The following is a 16,513-nucleotide window of genomic DNA, read 5'->3' as shown; positions in this document are numbered from 1 at the left end:
GCAGCCTCCTTTAGTCAAGCAAATGTTCTAAACCGTAAACGAGTCCGGTAAAATTCATAACCTGTTCAGCCGAAAGCTTAACACCTGACATAAATGATTCTCTGGTATAAGAATCATGCTTAATGGTTAATGTCTGTCCCAGGCCTCCAAATACGACCTCCTGATGGGCGACAAGACCCGGCAGGCGAAGACTGTGAATGCGCATTCCATCCATTTCCGCACCTCGCGCTCCTGAGATGGTTTCTTTTTCATCAGGGTGTCCCTGCTTATGAGACTCTCTTTCCTCCTGGATCAGCTGAGCTGTTTTAACAGCTGTACCTGAAGGAGCGTCTAACTTTTGGTCGTGGTGCTTTTCAATAATTTCCACATCATCAAAATGCTTCGCCGCCCATTTAGAAAACTGCATCATAAGAACAGCACCCACTGCAAAATTAGGGGCAATGACTGCTCCGAGCTGTTTCTCTTCTGCCAGCTCCTTTAATTCATCAAGCTGGTCTTCTGTAAAACCAGTCGTTCCTACAACCGGACGGACACCATTTTCTAAAGCGAGTTTTGTATGCTTATACCCATACTCGGGCGTCGTTAGGTCGATCAGGACATCTGCCTCTGTCTCTAGTAAACAAGCTTCTGCATCTGTATAAATAACACCATCAAGGTCAGGCAGCCCGGGGATGTTTTTGACAAGCTCTCCTTCATGCTTTCGGTCAATACATGCCGCAAGCTCAAGTGAATCTTCTTTTTCAATTAATCTTAGTGCTTCACTCCCCATTTTTCCTCTCGGGCCTGCCACAATACATTTAATTTTACTCATCGTTTGTCTCTCCTTCTTTTCTTGTCCATCGGTCACGGTCTCTGACTTCAATTTTACTCATGGACCGGTCAAAAGCATCCGATAGATCGATATTTAATGAATTTGCAAAACATGTGAGTACGAAAATCACGTCACCCAGTTCTTCTTCCAATGCTTTTTCTTTTTCGGTCGATTTTTTTGGTTTCTCTCCATACAGATGATTAATTTCTCTAGCCATTTCTCCAACTTCTTCTGTTAAACGGGCCTGCAGGCTTAACGGAGAAAAATAACCTTCCTTAAATTGTGATATGTACCGGTCTACTCTTTCCTGTATTTCCTTCGTGGAATAGTTCATCTAAAAACTCCTTTGCTTAAGCCTTATCTATTGTAATGTTAGCCAAAACGCGGAGTTTTGACAAATTTTTAGAACTAAAGATTGTAGGTTGAAGGGCAATTCACTATAATGGTTAGCGTGAGCGAAAAACGGGGGTGAACATTTAATGAAAATTTTCGGATTAAAAGTTAAAAATATCGTCTTTATTTTATTAGGTGCCGCTATTTTTTCTTTCGGACTTGTACACTTTAACATTCAAAATGAGTTAGGGGAAGGCGGTTTTACAGGAATCACTTTGCTTCTGCTTTATTTATTTAACTGGGACCCGGCATTAATGAATATTCTCCTCAATATTCCAGTTCTTATTATTGGGTGGCGTATTTTAGGGAGAACAACCTTCTTCTATTCTCTTATTGGAATCTTTTCTGTTTCTTTTTTTATCTGGCTTTCCCAAATATTTATGATTGAAATTAATCTGGCCTCTGACCTGACTCTCGCTGCCCTTTTCGCCGGCGTTTGTATTGGTGTCGGCTTAGGTATCATCTTCCGCTATGGCGGAACAACGGGCGGTGTAGACATTATCGCCCGTCTGCTGAATAAATACTTAGGATGGAGCATGGGCCGTGCTATGTTTGTATTTGATGCTGTTGTTATTTTCACTTCCATTGTTACTTACTTAGATCATATTAAAGGTATGTACACACTCGTCGCCGTATTTGTAGGAGCACGTGTGATTGATTTCATTCAGGAGGGAGCTTATTCCGCCCGCGGTACGACCATTATTTCGGACAGAAGCCAGCAGATTTCTGAAAAGATCTTAGAAGAGATGGATCGCGGTGTCACTGTCCTTCAGGGAAGAGGTTCATTTACGGGAGCACGAAGAGATGTCCTCTACTGTGTGATAGGGAAAAATGAAATTGTCCGATTAAAAACCCTTATTGACCGGATCGACCCTCATGCGTTTGTAACGGTCAGCCATGTAAGTGATGTAGCCGGCGAAGGCTTTACACTTGATGAAAATAAAAGGCCAATCAATGATTAGCCTTTGTTTCACTCAACTATTTATTTTAGCGGAAGGACTCAAGCGGTGGTATAAGTTTGCAATTAACTCGAACTGACTAATTTCTTATCTCTTAGAATGCACGCTCGACGCCGGGAGCGAATACCACTTCTTTCCCGACAGCTTTCATGTAATTAGAGAGTACACGTCTACAGCGATAAATCAATATAATTGCTAACAACTATAAAACCCCTTCTCATGGTTGAGAAGGGGTTTTATTTATTCCTGGTTCATGCCTACAAACATGAAAACAAATCGAAGTAATTCAGCTAATGCTACTAAAGCACCTGCTACATAAGTTAACGCTGCAGCATTGAGTACTTTTTTCGTCTGGCGTTCTTCGTCGTTACGGATAACGCCAGTTGAAACCAACTGGCCCATGGCCCGGTTTGATGCATCAAACTCAACCGGCAGAGTGACAAATTGGAACAACACCGCTAAAGCAAAGAACACAATACCGGCTAACAATAATCCTGACCAACTGAGCAGAATACCACCGATGATCAAGAAGATTGAGCTGTTAGACCCAAAGCTCGCTAGCGGCGCAAGTGAACTTCTAAACTTCAGAAAAGCGTATCCCTGGTCATCCTGAATCGCGTGACCAACTTCGTGAGCTGCAACAGCTGAAGCGGCCATCGAGCGGCCGTGATAGATGTCTCTCGATAAACGGATAACTTTATTCCTTGGATCATAATGATCTGAAAGCATACCGCGGGTTTCTTCAATCGTTACATCAAAGATTCCATTATCATTTAAGATTTTACGAGCTACTTCTGCTCCCGTCATAGACGAAGAGGTCGGCACTTTTGAATATTTTTTATACGTGCTTTTCACCCTTGATGATGCCCAAATCGGCACGATCAAGATTATAGCAAAATAAATGAGAAATTCCATTTACATTCCCCCAACTAAGATGTGTACTGCTATATAGGTCAATTTTAGTCAAATAACTAAGAAAAATCAACTATTTAGCTTCTGTTTTGAGCGGGATTTTTTCTGGGATTTTTCTGCCTGGAACTTGCGAAAGCTCACATATCCAAGCGTAAGTAAAATCGTCGTCCCAATAATGATAACTGTCCAGATCACAGCATCATACTGGGTGTCTTTCTCGGCTTCTACTGCAAGAACCTCGAGGCTGTCAATCAGAGGCTGAACAGAGTCCGGTGATCCATTCATTACATAGCCGCTCATTATCTGAGAAACAGCTTCTATTTGATCAGTTGGAAAATATATTCCCATCACAGGCAGCAGCTGTTCCCATTGCTCTGCAGCCGCTTGAGGGCTGATTTCTGCTTCTTTTACTTGAACTTGAAGCGCGGAAGTTTTTAGCGCCAGAAGCTGTTTTGGCTCTGGGTTCGCACTGACTTCCAGAAAAGATAAAAATCGAGCTGCTTTTTCCGGTGCTTCCACGGCTTCTGACTTAAGCTTCTCAAACGTCTGTTCCTGCTGTATAGGCTGTCCTTCATAATAGGTTTCCATTTCTGACAGTCGATTATTCAGCATTTTTTCTGCAAGCTCTGTTTTGCCATCGGCTAGAAGGTAGTGATATTGAGTAACAAATGAGTCCCATTTACCATGATCGGGGCTTGTAGTGGCTGTAGCTTGTACACATAAAAGGATTGATACCAACATCATTAGTAAAACTGCGGCAATAGCTCGTCCCATTCCTGCCTCTCCCCTTTTGAACGATCTTACAACAGTCTATGAGGAGAGAGCAGCAATTAGACCGGTCGAACACGGGATTGAGTCATATAATAACAGATCGCTATGCAGGCTATACTGAGCCAGAATGTAAAGTAGCCAATTTCCTGCAAATGATCCATGATCGAAGAGTAAATAGGCATTTGTTCAAACACATAATCGATGACGTCATTGTGCAGCGTCCAAATAGCCGCCAAAATAATATGCTTAATTCTAATTTTATAATAGGGAGCATATAATAAACCTTGTATGGCCATAGCCCCGTGAGACATAATCAGCATATAGCCTGTCCAGGGAAGCTCTCCATTTTCCATCAGGGTAAGGCCGTTCATAACCACCGCCCAGACTCCATACTTTAAAAGGGTAATCATAGCCAGCGCTTCAATATAAGGAACATTTTTACGGAAGATATAAAAAGTAAGAAATATGGAAAAAAACAAGCTGGCTGTCGGACTATCCGGAACGAAAATATAAAAGATAGGGTCTGTTATAGCAAGCTGATACCCATACCATACATATCCGTAAATCGTTCCTGCTATGTTTATAAGTAACAGTAAAATCAAAAAGGTACGATGATTTAATATGTAGTTCGTAAATTCTCTCACGCTTACTCCTCCGCTCATAAATAAGCCGTGCTCTGAAGGAAGAGCACGGCTTATACCAGATTATGTTATTCTTCGGACCCTTCTTCTCCGCCTTCGCCCTCTCCTTCACCTTCTCCGCCTTCTTCACCGGTCGGATTGGCTACAAAAGCAGCTAGAGCGTTAAGTTCTTCTTCAGACCCTTCAAAAATCCCCTCAGGCATCTCACCGATACCATTTTGAGCGATATCTTTAATGTTTTCTTCAGGAAGTTGTGTATCCAGTAATGCAGGGTAGTTTCCTTGACCTTCTAAGTTACCTCCGTGACAGCTCGCGCAGTTATTTTGATAGATCTCATAACCGGCAGCTTCAGTATCGATTTCAGTTTCTTCAGCTTCAACATCAACCGCATACTGTTCACTGCGCTCTGCGTAATCCACGTGAGAGACAGATTCGTAAGTTAACCAGAAAGTCGCAATAAAGCCGAGCATCATAAGCCCTACAGCAATCGGACGCTTTAATGGACGACGTTCAGGACCTCTGTCCAAGAACGGAGCAAGTAATAATGCTCCAAAAGCCAGACCCGGCATGACAATCGCACCTAAAACAATAAAGTCTCCACCTGCGTACTGATATTTAAGAAACTGGTACAAAAACAGGAAGTACCAGTCTGGCAGTGGAATATAACCTGCATTGGTTGGATCTGCCTGTTGCTCAAGCGGTGACGGGTGAGCAGCCGTTAAAATTAGAAAGCCAATGAGGAAGACTGAACCGGCCAACCATTCTTTTAGAAGGAAGTTCGGCCAAAATGCTTCCGTACGACCAGGGTATTCTGAATAATCTTTAGGTAAATTCGCTCGTTGTTCGGCGGTTACTCGGGAGTCACCGACGAACTTCATCCCTTTTCCCCTATGCACAGCTTTCCCTCCTTTTCGTCATTCGATTTTATAGTGGACCGGAGATTCCTTGTTTACGGATTAATACAAAGTGTGCTCCCATTAATCCAAATAATGCTGCTGGAAGGAAGAACACGTGAATCGCAAAAAATCGAGTAAGTGTCTGCGCTCCTACGATGTTCGGATCCCCGGCTAGCAAAGTAAGAAGCATATCACCGATAAAAGGTGTAGCCGCAGCAATTTCAAGACCAACTACTGTTGCAAAATAAGCTTTGTTATCCCATGGAAGCAGGTAGCCTGTGAACCCAAGACCAAGCATAACAAAGAATAATAATACCCCTACCATCCAGTTAAGCTCACGCGGTTTCTTGTAAGCTCCCTGGAAAAACACCCGTAAAGTATGTAGAAATAACATTACGATAACTAGACTAGCGCCCCAGTGGTGCATACCACGAACGATCTGACCATATGCTACTTCTCTTTGTAGGTAATAAACAGATTGCCAGGCATTTTCGATATCAGGAACATAATACATTGTTAAAAACATTCCTGAAAGAATTTGAATAACAGTGACAAAGAATGTCAAACCACCAAAACAGTAAACAAATGCTGAGAAATGGTGGGCCGGATTGACATGTTCTGGCACTTCGTGGTCGGCGATATCACGCCATAATGGTGTGATGTCAATACGCTCATCGACCCAGTCATAAATTTTTTGCAGCATGAATTTCGCCCCCTATCTTTCTTGTGCTAGACCAAGGTAAAGCATTCCTTCTTCAACTTTGTGTTCGTAGACTGGCAGCGGTGCCGTCGGCGGTGTCCCTGGTACGTTTACACCATCTTTAGTGTAGCGGCCCGCGTGGCATGGACAATAAAACTGATCCGGGTACTCTTCATTCGAACCCCAATCGACTGTACAACCCAAGTGTGTACAAATTGGTGAAAGAGCAACAATCTCGTCATTTTCCGTACGATAAACCCAAGCCGTTTTCTGCACTTCAGATTCATACCATGCATCCACTTGGTCAACCATCCACTCGAATCTTTGCGGTTCGTTTGTAATTTCATCAACTGATGCCACGGATTGAAATTCACCAGCAGCGGATGGCTTTAACACAGGGTCAATGGCAAACCTTACCATTGGCGCAAGCATTCCTGCAGCCATAAAACCACCAACACCAGTTAGCGTGTAGTTTAAAAATTGACGACGGGATACTCTTTGTTTTTCGCTCATTTTTTTCCCCCCTCTATGCTGTAATCCATGCGACATGGATCGGTTACATACAGTTTACTAGGACATTACTATGATAGCGTAATCTTAAAGCCCGGTCAATAAAATATCCGAGCTATATGAAAGTTTTAACAGTTACCAGTAGGCTTGTATTAAATCGCTTACTTGGCCTGCCTGTTCTTTAATAAACGATTTGGTTTCTGTAGACTGAAGATCCCCACTTCCCAGTCCCGGAATCCAGAGAAGCTGTCCTTCCAGCTGACGTTCATATTTTTTCCATTTCGGATCCAGTGTAAACAAAAACACATGCTCAAACGGCTGTTTTTTATAGGAGTCCACCCAGTGATTGAGTCTATCTACTTCCTTTTCCTGCTCTCCTGTCAAATAGTGATAGGAAGGAGACAGGAGAATCCGGCCCTTAAACTCTTTTTCGAGTAAATGAGCGAAAACCTGGTTGATCTCGTTTTGAAAGGCCTCTTTCTCCATATTTTTATCTGAAGCCGGATCAAAAGGAACCAATGGAATAAAGACGGTGTCTACGTATTCCTTTTCAGCGAGATAAATTTTTAAATCATTTTTTGTCCATAGCATTTCATCCTTCTCCCTTCATGCCTTCTTTTATTCTACTAAAAATAAACAAAAAAAAAAGCCAACAGGCAAAATTCCTGCTGACTTTACTTTACAGCATATTTTTTCAAGGATTCTTTTACTTCACTCAAAGATTGAGCGAGCTTCTTAAAAGAGGCCTGGTCTCCCTTCTCAAGAGACTGATCAATTTGCTTTTCGAGCACACTTTTTTTGTATAGAAGCAGGCTTGAAGAGAGCAGCTGTTCTGCTTCCTCCCTGTCATTTTCATTGAGGTAGTGATCTTTAGGCAGGTAAGGGTTATCCTCTAACACTAGAGCATACATAGAGCACTGGTGTGCGTTTTCAAAATTCATCTGGATATATATCGGTTCATCCTGATTCATTCTTAAATCGTGAAACGACTTCTCAGCATCATTGGTCATTACTTGGCCCTTATAGAATCTAAATGGAGGGTCCTTCACTCCCTGTGCTGTTATTTCCATTCCACGAGGACAGAGCTTGACGTCTTCCACAAAACACACATTCGTGAGCAATGATTCATGATTCATTAAGTAGTTTAGAATCCAAACACTTTCACGCTTTTTCAATTGATAATGATTTAAGAACCAACGGACAAATTCTTTCTTCTCATTAACGGATATTGGTGTTTGCATAATGCGCCCCTCCTGCGCTTTATAAAATTAATCACGTAGTCGATGAACAAATTCTATAATTTCTGTATCTGATGGATCAATGGCCAGGTATTCTTCTAATACTTTACGTCCTTCTGTCATCCTTCCTTCTTCAATCAGGAAATATCCATAAGATTTTAAGAAGGCATCGTCTTCTTTCAAGGAAGGATAGGCTGTTTGATAATGAACGAGTGCCTGTTCGTATTCTTCTTCTTCCTCATAAGCTTTAGCAAGTTCAAAATAAAGGTTAGGGTCCTCTTCTCCTAAGGAAAGCAGCTGGTTAATTAATTCTATGATGGCTTCGTAGTCTCCATCACTCTTATAATTTTCAATTAGGAAAAGGACAGCTTTCTTATATCCTGGATCAAGAGCTACAGCTTCCCTCATGTATTTATAACCGGTTTCCTTATCTCCTGCTTTATGTGAAAGAGAGCCTGCCAGATGATACAGTTCTTTGTTATATTCATCTTTCGACAGTCCCTTTTTCGCCATTTCCAGAGCTTCTTTCGGCATGCCCTCAGCGTCATATGCCGCTGATAGAAGGGGATAAACCGACTGATAATAAGGATCCTCATCTATTAGCTTTTCCCAAATTTTAATGGCTATATCATTTCTTTGAGCCTGATAAGCTACAAAACCGTAACGGAACATCACTTCAGGGTTATCTTCCTGTACCTGCTGGAAATATTCGAGAGCCTGTTCGAATTCTCCATTGGCTGCATATGCTTCAGCAAGCCTTGTCGCTACTTCAATATCTGCGATTACCGGCTGATGATGCATAGCGTTCTCATAGAAGGGAATACACTTGTTATATTCCCCGTTAGAAAAGGCAAGTTCACCGAGAGCGAAATCAATAATGGCTTCATTGGGCTCAAGCTGCTTTGCAGTCAGAAGTTTTTGTTCGGCTACTTCAAAAAGGCCTTGAGATTGATAAAGATCCGCCAGCTGGAGCAGGGCCTCTAGATATCCTTCATCTTCTGGAGTAAAGTCATTTAAAATACCAATAGCTTCTTCATCTTCATTTAAATCGATATGAATTTCCGCCATCATGACTTTCAGCTCCGTTTCTTTTGGATATCGCTGCATAAGCTCCTGCAGAATCATCTTGGCTTCTTCCAGCATTCCCCACTGGATATAAAGCTCAGTAATCGTAAAGCGTTCCTCTTCGTCAGCCTGCGGCAGGTAGTTTTGTAAAATATCTATTGCTTCTTCTGTTTTTTGTGCTTCCATTGCCTGGATCGCTTTATGAATTTCCTCCATACTTACTTCCTTTCACGTTTAAACAAAGTGTTGATAGATCGAACTCGTCATGTGTCTGCCTGATGTATTAGTTTCAATTATTTGATCAGTCTGCAATAACTCCCCTCTCATCACAGTCACACTGGGGACAGCCTCATGATATAAGAAATACCCATCTTCATCAACTAACTCCTCTTGATTACGTCTATAAAGATTATAGTCTGCATATGCTTGAGAGGATAGAGCTCCTTTATATGGATAAATCCCACTGTCTTTTAAATTCTTAAGTGTGAGTGCACCATCTTCTATCGTGTCTGTTAACCTAATAATACCATAGTTATCACATAAGTTTACCCATAACCTTTCGCAATTCGTCTCGGTATTTCTACGATTTTTGACATTGAATGTTAAGGGAATTCGTTTGTAGCACTGAGCTTGGGAAATCCAGCCCCAGGCCACATCTTCCAGTGCATCCATATCTTCAGTTTCAACGATAATAAACGGGCATTTCTCGCGGGCAAAATACCTTACCATCCCGGCATGCAGAACCTGTGAATCGACACTGGGAACCACCATAAAATCAACTGGGAGGCCTTTTAGCTTTTCTAGTAGACATTCATATTCCTGACGGTAGTAATTATTGCTGCAGACAGGAGGCTGAACTAACAGAAGCGTACAGCCTCTCCTGATATAATCTGCACATAAATCTTCAGGAGAAGGAGAGCGGCTTACCGGCTCAGCCTTGTCTAACAAAACATAACCTGGCGTAACGACAAATTGATCGACATTCATATTAACCCTTGGCTTTCTGATGATTGACCTGGCACTAAACTTGTCCTTTAACTATCAGCTCTCCATAAGACGGCTCTTCCTCTATCAACAATGTCCCATGAAACCAATAAGCTCTCAAACGAAAAACCTCCACCAGGTTTTATATATCGTATGAGAGCTTACGGTAAACTATGAAGTTTTCTTTTGAAGTTTATTAAAATGTTCAAAAAATTCTGGATATGAAATGTTGATGCATTGTTTATCCAGGACTTCTACGGAAGCCTCAGAGACATATGATGCAATAGCACCCATCATTCCAATTCGGTGATCTCCGAAAGAATTCACGGTTCCGCCGCTCAATTGGACGGGGCCGTGGATCACCATGCCGTCTTCAGTGGATTCGATGTCTGCCCCTAAGTTTCGCAAGTTGGTAACAACCGAATCTATTCGATTTGTTTCTTTCACCTTTAACTCGTGGGCATCTTTGATGACCGTCTGTCCTTTAGCCTGCGTAGCCGCCAATGCAATAATTGGAATCTCATCAATAAGATTAGGAATCAGGTCACCTTTAAGCGTGATGGCTGAGAGGCTGCTGCTTTCCACATGAATATTTCCAACCGGTTCATGTCCTACGCTGTCCGTCTGTTCTACCGTAATATCAGCACCCATTTGCTCAAGAGCCGTAATAATACCGTTTCGGGTAGGATTTAAACCGACCCCCTCAATTGCAATACTGCTGTTAGGCGTAATCGCCGCAGCCACCATGAAAAAGGCAGCAGAGGATATATCTCCCGGGACTCTTAAATCAGAGGCTTGAGGCTGCTGATTTCCTTGGATTGTTAATCTCTGCCCCACTTTCGTAAGATCAATGCCATATTCTGACATAAGCATCTCCGTATGGTTTCGCGTGATCCCTTTCTCAAAAACCGTTGTTTCTCCATCTGCCAGCATTCCTGCGAGTAATAATGCAGATTTAACTTGGGCGCTTTTCACGTTCATTTCTATAGTAGTTCCTGTCAGCTTGCAGCCTTCAAAAGCGAGTGGGAGCAGACGCGCCTGATCGCGACCTGTGATTTGCGCCCCCATTTTTTCTAAAGGAAGGACGACACGGTCCATAGGGCGTTTAGACAGCGACTCATCCCCATAAGCCACGCTGAAATGAGGAAGAGCAGCAAGTACACCGCTTAAGAGACGAGCAGTAGTCCCTGAATTCCCAAAATTAATCGGCTGAGTTGGTGTCTTTAATGCGTTTATTCCCTTGCCGTGGATGGTTACATCTTTGTCCTCGCGCTCAATGGCAACCCCGAATTCTCTAAATGCCTGCACAGTTCGCAGGCAGTCTTCTCCTGTTAAGAAATTCGTTATATGGGACGTCCCTTCAGCCAAAGAAGAAAATATAACGGCACGATGGGAAATGGATTTATCACCAGGAACAGAAAGTCTCCCTGCTAATCCCTGCTTTGCAGGATGTAACTCAATGTTAGACATACACTTCCTCCTTACTGCTCGATCATAACTTCGTATCCGCTGTTTGTTAACAGCTCATAGCTTTTCTGCTGTTCTTTATCGGATGGGAAGCTGATTCGAAGCACCCCTGTAATTCCTTCACGAACTTCCAGGATTTCAATGTTTTTAATGCTGATTTCTTTCCCAGCCAGCAGTTTAATCACTTTATGAATAGCTCCGGGCTGGTCATGAATATCCACATATATATCATAAAAGGATGGGATCGCCCCTTTTTCTTTCATAGGAAGTCCATCCCGATAGTTCTTCGCTTCTACTAAATATTGATAAGTGGACTCTTTTTCGCGCTGTTTTAAAAGCTGTTGGACTTCAGCCATCTCTTCCATCCAGTCATCCAGCATTTGAATAAGCAGCGTCCGATTCTGGAAAAAAATATCCTGCCACAATTCAGGATTGCTTGAGGCAATACGTGTAATGTCACGAAAGCCTCCCGCTGCCAGGTGCTCCAGGTAAGGGTGTTTCTTCTGCCATTCCCGTGCCTGATGAACAAGAGAAGATGCAATCAGGTGGGGGAAATGAGAAATTACAGCAGTCATTTCGTCATGTTCTTCCGTGTTAAATGTTAAAAAACGGGCGCCTGTCTCAGAAAATAGATCTTTAAGGACTTCCGCGTCTTCAGTAGCGCTGCCCGCAGCAGGGGTAAGAACATATATCGCGTTTTCAAACAGGTGCGGCTTTGCCGCTGAATATCCCTGCTTATGAGAACCTGCCATAGGATGGCCTCCTACAAACTTCACACGGGGATTCGTCAGCTGCTCTGCAGCATACAGCACTTGGTTTTTAACAGATGAAACATCTGTTACGAGCAGCGTATGGTCGAGATCCATCTTCTCTAAAGCTGATAAATACTCAACAGTAAGTGAAATAGGTGTAGCAAGAACAAGGATGTCAGACTTCCTGCACCCTTGCTCAAAATCCGTTACTACTTCTTCAATAACACCTTGTATTAATGCCATTTCAATCGTTTTTTCATCCGAATCCATGCCGATGACCCGGTATCCTTCCTTCTTAGCTGTGTTCATAGCTAAAGAGCCGCCAATTAAACCGAGTCCGACAAAAAATACAGTTTTCATCATGAAGTGACACTCTGGAGTTTTTCTTTTATTTCCGCCTGAATTACCTGCATGTCTTCTTCTTTACCGATCGTTAATCGAATAGAATTAGGCAGACCCAGTGCTTCTCCTGACCGTACAATAAATCCTTTGCTCAATAAGTGTTCAAACATTTCGTCTCCGCTGATTGGAAGGTGAACGAGCACAAAATTAGCTTGGGAAGGATAGTATCCGATACCATGATCATCGAGAAACTTAAAGAGCTCCTGTTTCGACTTTCTATTGCTGGCAGTGGATTCTGTAATAAAGGATTGATCGTCAAGGGCAAGAATGGCGGCAGCCTGGGCAATCGTCGATGTATTAAACGGCTCGCGAGCCGGTTCCAGTGTCTGGATAATCTCTTGAGAAGCGACTCCGTAGCCGATCCGTAAGCCGGCTAAACCGTAAGCTTTAGAAAACGTCCGCAGAATAATTAAATTCTCGTACTCGTTTAATACCTCAAGAGACTCAAAACGATCTTCTGCGTCCATGTACTCATAGTAAGCTTCATCAATTACCACAAGTACGTGCGGAGGTACACTTGATAAAACGTGACGGACTTCACTTGCCGTCATATGAACGCCTGTTGGGTTGTTAGGTGTACATAACCAGAGTACACGGGTACGTTCATCAATTTGTTCAAGCATAGCTTCTACATGGTGATGGCCATCCTGTAAGGAAACTTCACGCACTTCTGCCCCTTCGATCAGTGCGTTATGACGATATTGCGGGAAAGTTGGCGTCGCCATAACCGTATTTGCCCCAGCTTCAAGAAACGTGCGGCAGATAATCTGAACGACTTCGTCGGATCCATTACCGAAGATCAGCTGTTCTTCCTTCACGTTTAAGATACCGGCCAGCTTTTTTCTAAGAGCAGCAGAATATCCATCAGGATATTTTTCTAATTGATTGATCAGTGCAGGAAGCTGTTCTTTTACTTGACTGGAAAAACCGAATGGATTTTCATTAGACGCAAGCTTTACGATGCGGTCCAGCCCGTATTCTTCTTTTACTTCTTCAATCTGTTTGCCTGGCTTATATGGTTTCATATTTTTTAGAATTTCTTTAGCTTGCATGACTGATGAACTCCTCTCAACTTTTTAAGTCTGGTCTAAGAGCCTTAGCTTTATGGTGATAAATATGCTCAACTTTATCCTGCTCAAGAGACGTATTTACCGTCATCATGACTCGAATGCACATACCTAAACTATCAGGAACAGGTATTTCTGTCATACACATAACAGGGACGTACGTCCAGCCTTCCAGTTTCCTAAGGGATTTAGCAGGAAAGGCTGCATTTATATCTTCCGTTACAGTAAAAAATACGGAAACGACATCTTCAGGTTTCACATCGTTTTGATGAACCATATCACGTACGAGCTCATAAGACCGAGTAACGATTTGTTCTGCATCATTCACTTCTACCGTAGTCGCCCCTCTAATTCCTCTGTTCAATATGGTTCACCTCTTCTAAAAATTTCTCCAAATATTCCGTTAACTCTTCATCGTTTACTCTCTCCACAACCGGAGAGCCGACTTCTTTTAACAGGACAAAGTGAATTTCTTCTCTTACCGTTTTCTTATCCCATTTCATTCGATGAACGAGCTGTTTTGGATTTGCAGACTTAAGTGTATGGAGCGGGTAATCGTTTAGCTGAAGCCACTCCAAGTAAGAAAGGATCGGCAAATCACTTTTCAGCTTATGCTCAGAGACCCTCATGGCAAAGGCAATGCCTAAAGCTACAGCTTCACCATGGGTAATTGCTCCATATCCGAGCTCTGCTTCAAGAGCATGAGCCAGCGTATGCCCTAAATTCAAGTACTTTCTGACTCCGTGTTCTTTTTCGTCTTCTTCTACGATTCCGGCTTTCACCTTGATCCCGGCCATTAGATGGTCTTCAAGGTCTTCAGTCGTAACATTTTTGAGCAATTGAGTTTTCAACTCATCGTACCAGGAGGCATCACTTAACAGCGCATGCTTAATTACTTCACCATAACCTGAACGAATTTCCGCAGCAGGAAGGCTTTGTAATGTCTCCGTATCGTAGACGACCTGAATCGGGTTGTAGAAGGAGCCGATTAAATTTTTCCCTTGAGGGTGGTTAATCGCCACTTTGCCCCCTACACTGCTGTCATGAGCCAAAATCGATGTCGGCATTTGCAGAAAATCAATCCCGCGCAAGTACGTGGAAGCAACAAACCCTGTTAGGTCGCCAATCATCCCCCCGCCCAAACCGACGATGAGAGACTGACGGTCGAGCTGTTCTTGAATGCACTTATCCAGCAGGCGGCCGTACTGTTCGAGACTCTTAGAGCCTTCACCAGCCGGAACAATCGCATCAGAAACTTTCGCATTTGAAAAAGCAGCTTTCACATCTTCTAAATAAAGATCTGCGACAACCGAATCCGAAACGATCAGCACTTTGGAGTATTCTTTCTTTACCATATCCTTTAGCTGATGACGTAAAGAAGATCCAATTAGAACATCATAATCATGGGTTGAAGAATGAATCGTCAGGTTTCTCATTTAAAATTCCCGCACTTCTTTTCTGTATTTATCAACCGCTTCTTTTAAACGCGGGAAGTAATCCGATGGGAACTCTTCTGTAATAGCTTTAGCCAGTTCAAATGCTACGATATGTTCCATCACGACTGATGCTGCAGGAACGGCGCAGGAGTCGGAGCGTTCAATGCTTGCCTGGAACGGCTCTTTCGTTTCAATGTCGACACTCTGCAGCGGCTTATAAAGGGTAGGAATAGGTTTCATGACCCCTTTTACAACAATAGGCATTCCGGAAGTCATGCCGCCTTCGAATCCGCCGAGATTATTTGTGCGGCGGTAATATCCACGTTCTTCGCTCCATAAAATTTCATCATGAACCTGGCTGCCGTTTCGTCTGGCTGCTTCAAAGCCGATGCCAAACTCAACCCCTTTAAAAGCGTTGATGCTCATCACAGCACCGGCAATCTTCGCATCAAGCTTTCGGTCATACTGGACATAAGATCCAATTCCCGGAGGCATGCCTTCTACGTATACTTCACATACTCCGCCGATGGAATCTCCTTCTTTTTTCGCTGTATCAATGGCTTCCATCATTTTCTTGGCGGCCGTTTCATCAAACGTGCGAACCGGCGACTCTTCAGAAATGCGGGCACGCTCTTCGATGCTCATCGTCTCGTCAACTTCACTCACGATTCCTGCGATTTCCCTCACATAACCGGCGACTTCGATGCCAAGTTCACGGAGAAGTACTTTCGCAACAGCTCCTGCGCCGACGCGGGCTGCTGTTTCACGTGCTGAGGAACGTTCAAGAACGTTTCTCATATCACGATGGCCGTATTTCATGCCACCGTTTAAATCAGCATGTCCAGGACGCGGTCTTGAGATGGTCCGTTTGACTTCCGTTCCTTCCGGCAGCGGATCTTCACCCATGATATTAACCCAGTGTTTGAAATCATCGTTATGAACGACCAGTGAAATCGGAGAACCCAGCGTATAACCGTGGCGCACCCCGCTTGTAATATCTACCAGATCTTTCTCTATTTGCATTCTGCGGCCACGGCCGTAGCCTCCCTGGCGTCGGATGGTTGATTCATTGATTTGCTGAGGAGTAAGAGGTAAATGAGATGGTACCCCTTCAATAATTGTAGTTAATTGTTTACCGTGTGATTCTCCTGCAGTCAGATAGCGCATATAAGACTTCCTCCTCGGTTCTAAATTTTATGTACTACTATATCATAAGGATTGAACATTGTGTTCTTTAAAAATTCAATCTTTTATAAAAAAATAAAAAAACCTATTAAAATTAACGATTTTTTAGAAATACGCTTCTAATACTCCCAGCTTATTAGATCGTAGGGATAAAAATTGCTATGTACTGCCGACAAAGATAATCCCGCTTTTTCTAATTGACAGGAAATGAACTTTCATTCCAATACTTCCCACCGTCTGCGGTTTCGGTAAAAGCCAGAGAAATTAGTCTTCATTCTCTCCATTAGTTCCTTTAATACTTTCCCGTCGTTTTAACGGCCCTAA

The 16,513-nt window shown here is 43.0% G+C and carries 19 protein-coding genes; 1 reads left to right on the top strand and 18 read right to left on the bottom strand.

What is annotated here, in order from left to right; all coding sequences use genetic code 11:
- Nucleotides 1-10 precede the first annotated feature (10 nt).
- Nucleotides 11-811, bottom strand: a complete 801-nt coding sequence (gene dapB, locus HUS26_RS06150) for a 4-hydroxy-tetrahydrodipicolinate reductase (RefSeq protein WP_173916316.1) — start codon at nt 809-811, stop codon at nt 11-13.
- A complete protein-coding gene (locus HUS26_RS06145) occupies nt 804-1,145 on the bottom strand; it encodes a nucleotide pyrophosphohydrolase (protein ID WP_173916315.1) in 342 nt (113 codons plus the stop codon). Before HUS26_RS06145 ends, dapB begins: the two co-directional genes overlap by 8 nt.
- A gap of 145 nt (nt 1,146-1,290) precedes the next feature.
- Between HUS26_RS06145 and HUS26_RS06140 the strand changes: the two genes are divergently transcribed.
- Nucleotides 1,291-2,166, top strand: coding sequence for a YitT family protein (locus HUS26_RS06140; RefSeq protein WP_173916314.1), 876 nt, complete (start codon nt 1,291-1,293; stop codon nt 2,164-2,166).
- Nucleotides 2,167-2,403: 237 nt separating this feature from the next.
- Here the strand turns inward: HUS26_RS06140 and HUS26_RS06135 are convergent, their stop codons facing one another.
- The 16 genes from HUS26_RS06135 to aroC form a co-directional block, all read right to left on the bottom strand.
- Nucleotides 2,404-3,078, bottom strand: coding sequence for a zinc metallopeptidase (locus HUS26_RS06135; protein WP_173916313.1), 675 nt, complete (start codon nt 3,076-3,078; stop codon nt 2,404-2,406).
- Nucleotides 3,079-3,144: 66 nt separating this feature from the next.
- Nucleotides 3,145-3,849, bottom strand: a complete 705-nt coding sequence (locus HUS26_RS06130) for a sporulation protein YpjB (RefSeq protein WP_173916312.1) — start codon at nt 3,847-3,849, stop codon at nt 3,145-3,147.
- Nucleotides 3,850-3,905: 56 nt separating this feature from the next.
- Complete coding sequence (locus tag HUS26_RS06125) at nt 3,906-4,490, bottom strand: DUF1405 domain-containing protein (RefSeq protein ID WP_254434144.1); 585 nt, start codon at nt 4,488-4,490, stop codon at nt 3,906-3,908.
- A gap of 65 nt (nt 4,491-4,555) precedes the next feature.
- The gene (locus HUS26_RS06120; protein ID WP_173916310.1) at nt 4,556-5,383 is read right to left on the bottom strand and encodes a menaquinol-cytochrome c reductase cytochrome b/c subunit; all 828 of its coding nucleotides are present in this window, start codon (nt 5,381-5,383) and stop codon (nt 4,556-4,558) included.
- A gap of 28 nt (nt 5,384-5,411) precedes the next feature.
- Nucleotides 5,412-6,086: a menaquinol-cytochrome c reductase cytochrome b subunit gene (qcrB, locus tag HUS26_RS06115; RefSeq protein WP_173916309.1), complete on the bottom strand. Its 675-nt coding sequence runs from the start codon at nt 6,084-6,086 to the stop codon at nt 5,412-5,414.
- A gap of 12 nt (nt 6,087-6,098) precedes the next feature.
- Nucleotides 6,099-6,596: a ubiquinol-cytochrome c reductase iron-sulfur subunit gene (locus HUS26_RS06110; protein WP_173916308.1), complete on the bottom strand. Its 498-nt coding sequence runs from the start codon at nt 6,594-6,596 to the stop codon at nt 6,099-6,101.
- 132 nt (nt 6,597-6,728) lie between these two features.
- Entirely contained in the window at nt 6,729-7,184 is a 456-nt protein-coding gene (locus HUS26_RS06105; protein WP_173916307.1) for a DUF2487 family protein, read from the bottom strand.
- Nucleotides 7,185-7,267: 83 nt separating this feature from the next.
- Entirely contained in the window at nt 7,268-7,834 is a 567-nt protein-coding gene (locus HUS26_RS06100; protein WP_173916306.1) for a ReoY family proteolytic degradation factor, read from the bottom strand.
- Between the two features lie 27 nt (nt 7,835-7,861).
- Nucleotides 7,862-9,112, bottom strand: coding sequence for a tetratricopeptide repeat protein (locus HUS26_RS06095; protein ID WP_173916305.1), 1,251 nt, complete (start codon nt 9,110-9,112; stop codon nt 7,862-7,864).
- A gap of 18 nt (nt 9,113-9,130) precedes the next feature.
- Nucleotides 9,131-9,883 carry a hypothetical protein gene (locus HUS26_RS06090; protein ID WP_173916304.1) on the bottom strand — a complete coding sequence of 251 codons (753 nt, stop codon included), beginning with the start codon at nt 9,881-9,883 and terminating at the stop codon, nt 9,131-9,133.
- A 168-nt stretch (nt 9,884-10,051) separates the two neighbouring features.
- On the bottom strand, nt 10,052-11,350 hold the full coding sequence (aroA, locus tag HUS26_RS06085) for a 3-phosphoshikimate 1-carboxyvinyltransferase (RefSeq protein ID WP_173916303.1): 1,299 nt from the start codon (nt 11,348-11,350) through the stop codon (nt 10,052-10,054).
- A gap of 11 nt (nt 11,351-11,361) precedes the next feature.
- Nucleotides 11,362-12,459, bottom strand: coding sequence for a prephenate dehydrogenase (locus tag HUS26_RS06080; RefSeq protein WP_371809559.1), 1,098 nt, complete (start codon nt 12,457-12,459; stop codon nt 11,362-11,364).
- The gene (hisC, locus tag HUS26_RS06075; protein ID WP_173916301.1) at nt 12,459-13,553 is read right to left on the bottom strand and encodes a histidinol-phosphate transaminase; all 1,095 of its coding nucleotides are present in this window, start codon (nt 13,551-13,553) and stop codon (nt 12,459-12,461) included. The genes HUS26_RS06080 and hisC overlap by 1 nt, the downstream gene beginning before the upstream one ends.
- Before the next feature lie 16 nt (nt 13,554-13,569).
- The gene (aroH, locus tag HUS26_RS06070; RefSeq protein ID WP_173916300.1) at nt 13,570-13,932 is read right to left on the bottom strand and encodes a chorismate mutase; all 363 of its coding nucleotides are present in this window, start codon (nt 13,930-13,932) and stop codon (nt 13,570-13,572) included.
- Nucleotides 13,916-15,004: a 3-dehydroquinate synthase gene (gene aroB, locus HUS26_RS06065; RefSeq protein ID WP_173916299.1), complete on the bottom strand. Its 1,089-nt coding sequence runs from the start codon at nt 15,002-15,004 to the stop codon at nt 13,916-13,918. The genes aroH and aroB overlap by 17 nt, the downstream gene beginning before the upstream one ends.
- Complete coding sequence (aroC, locus tag HUS26_RS06060) at nt 15,005-16,171, bottom strand: chorismate synthase (protein ID WP_173916298.1); 1,167 nt, start codon at nt 16,169-16,171, stop codon at nt 15,005-15,007. It abuts the gene before it with no gap.
- Nucleotides 16,172-16,513 lie beyond the last annotated feature (342 nt).

It is taken from the genome of Halobacillus sp. Marseille-Q1614, assembly GCF_902809865.1.
Classification (GTDB): Bacteria; Bacillota; Bacilli; order Bacillales; family Halobacillaceae; genus Halobacillus_A.
Note: the sequence above shows the minus strand (reverse complement) of the source record. Positions and strands in the feature narration are given on the sequence as shown.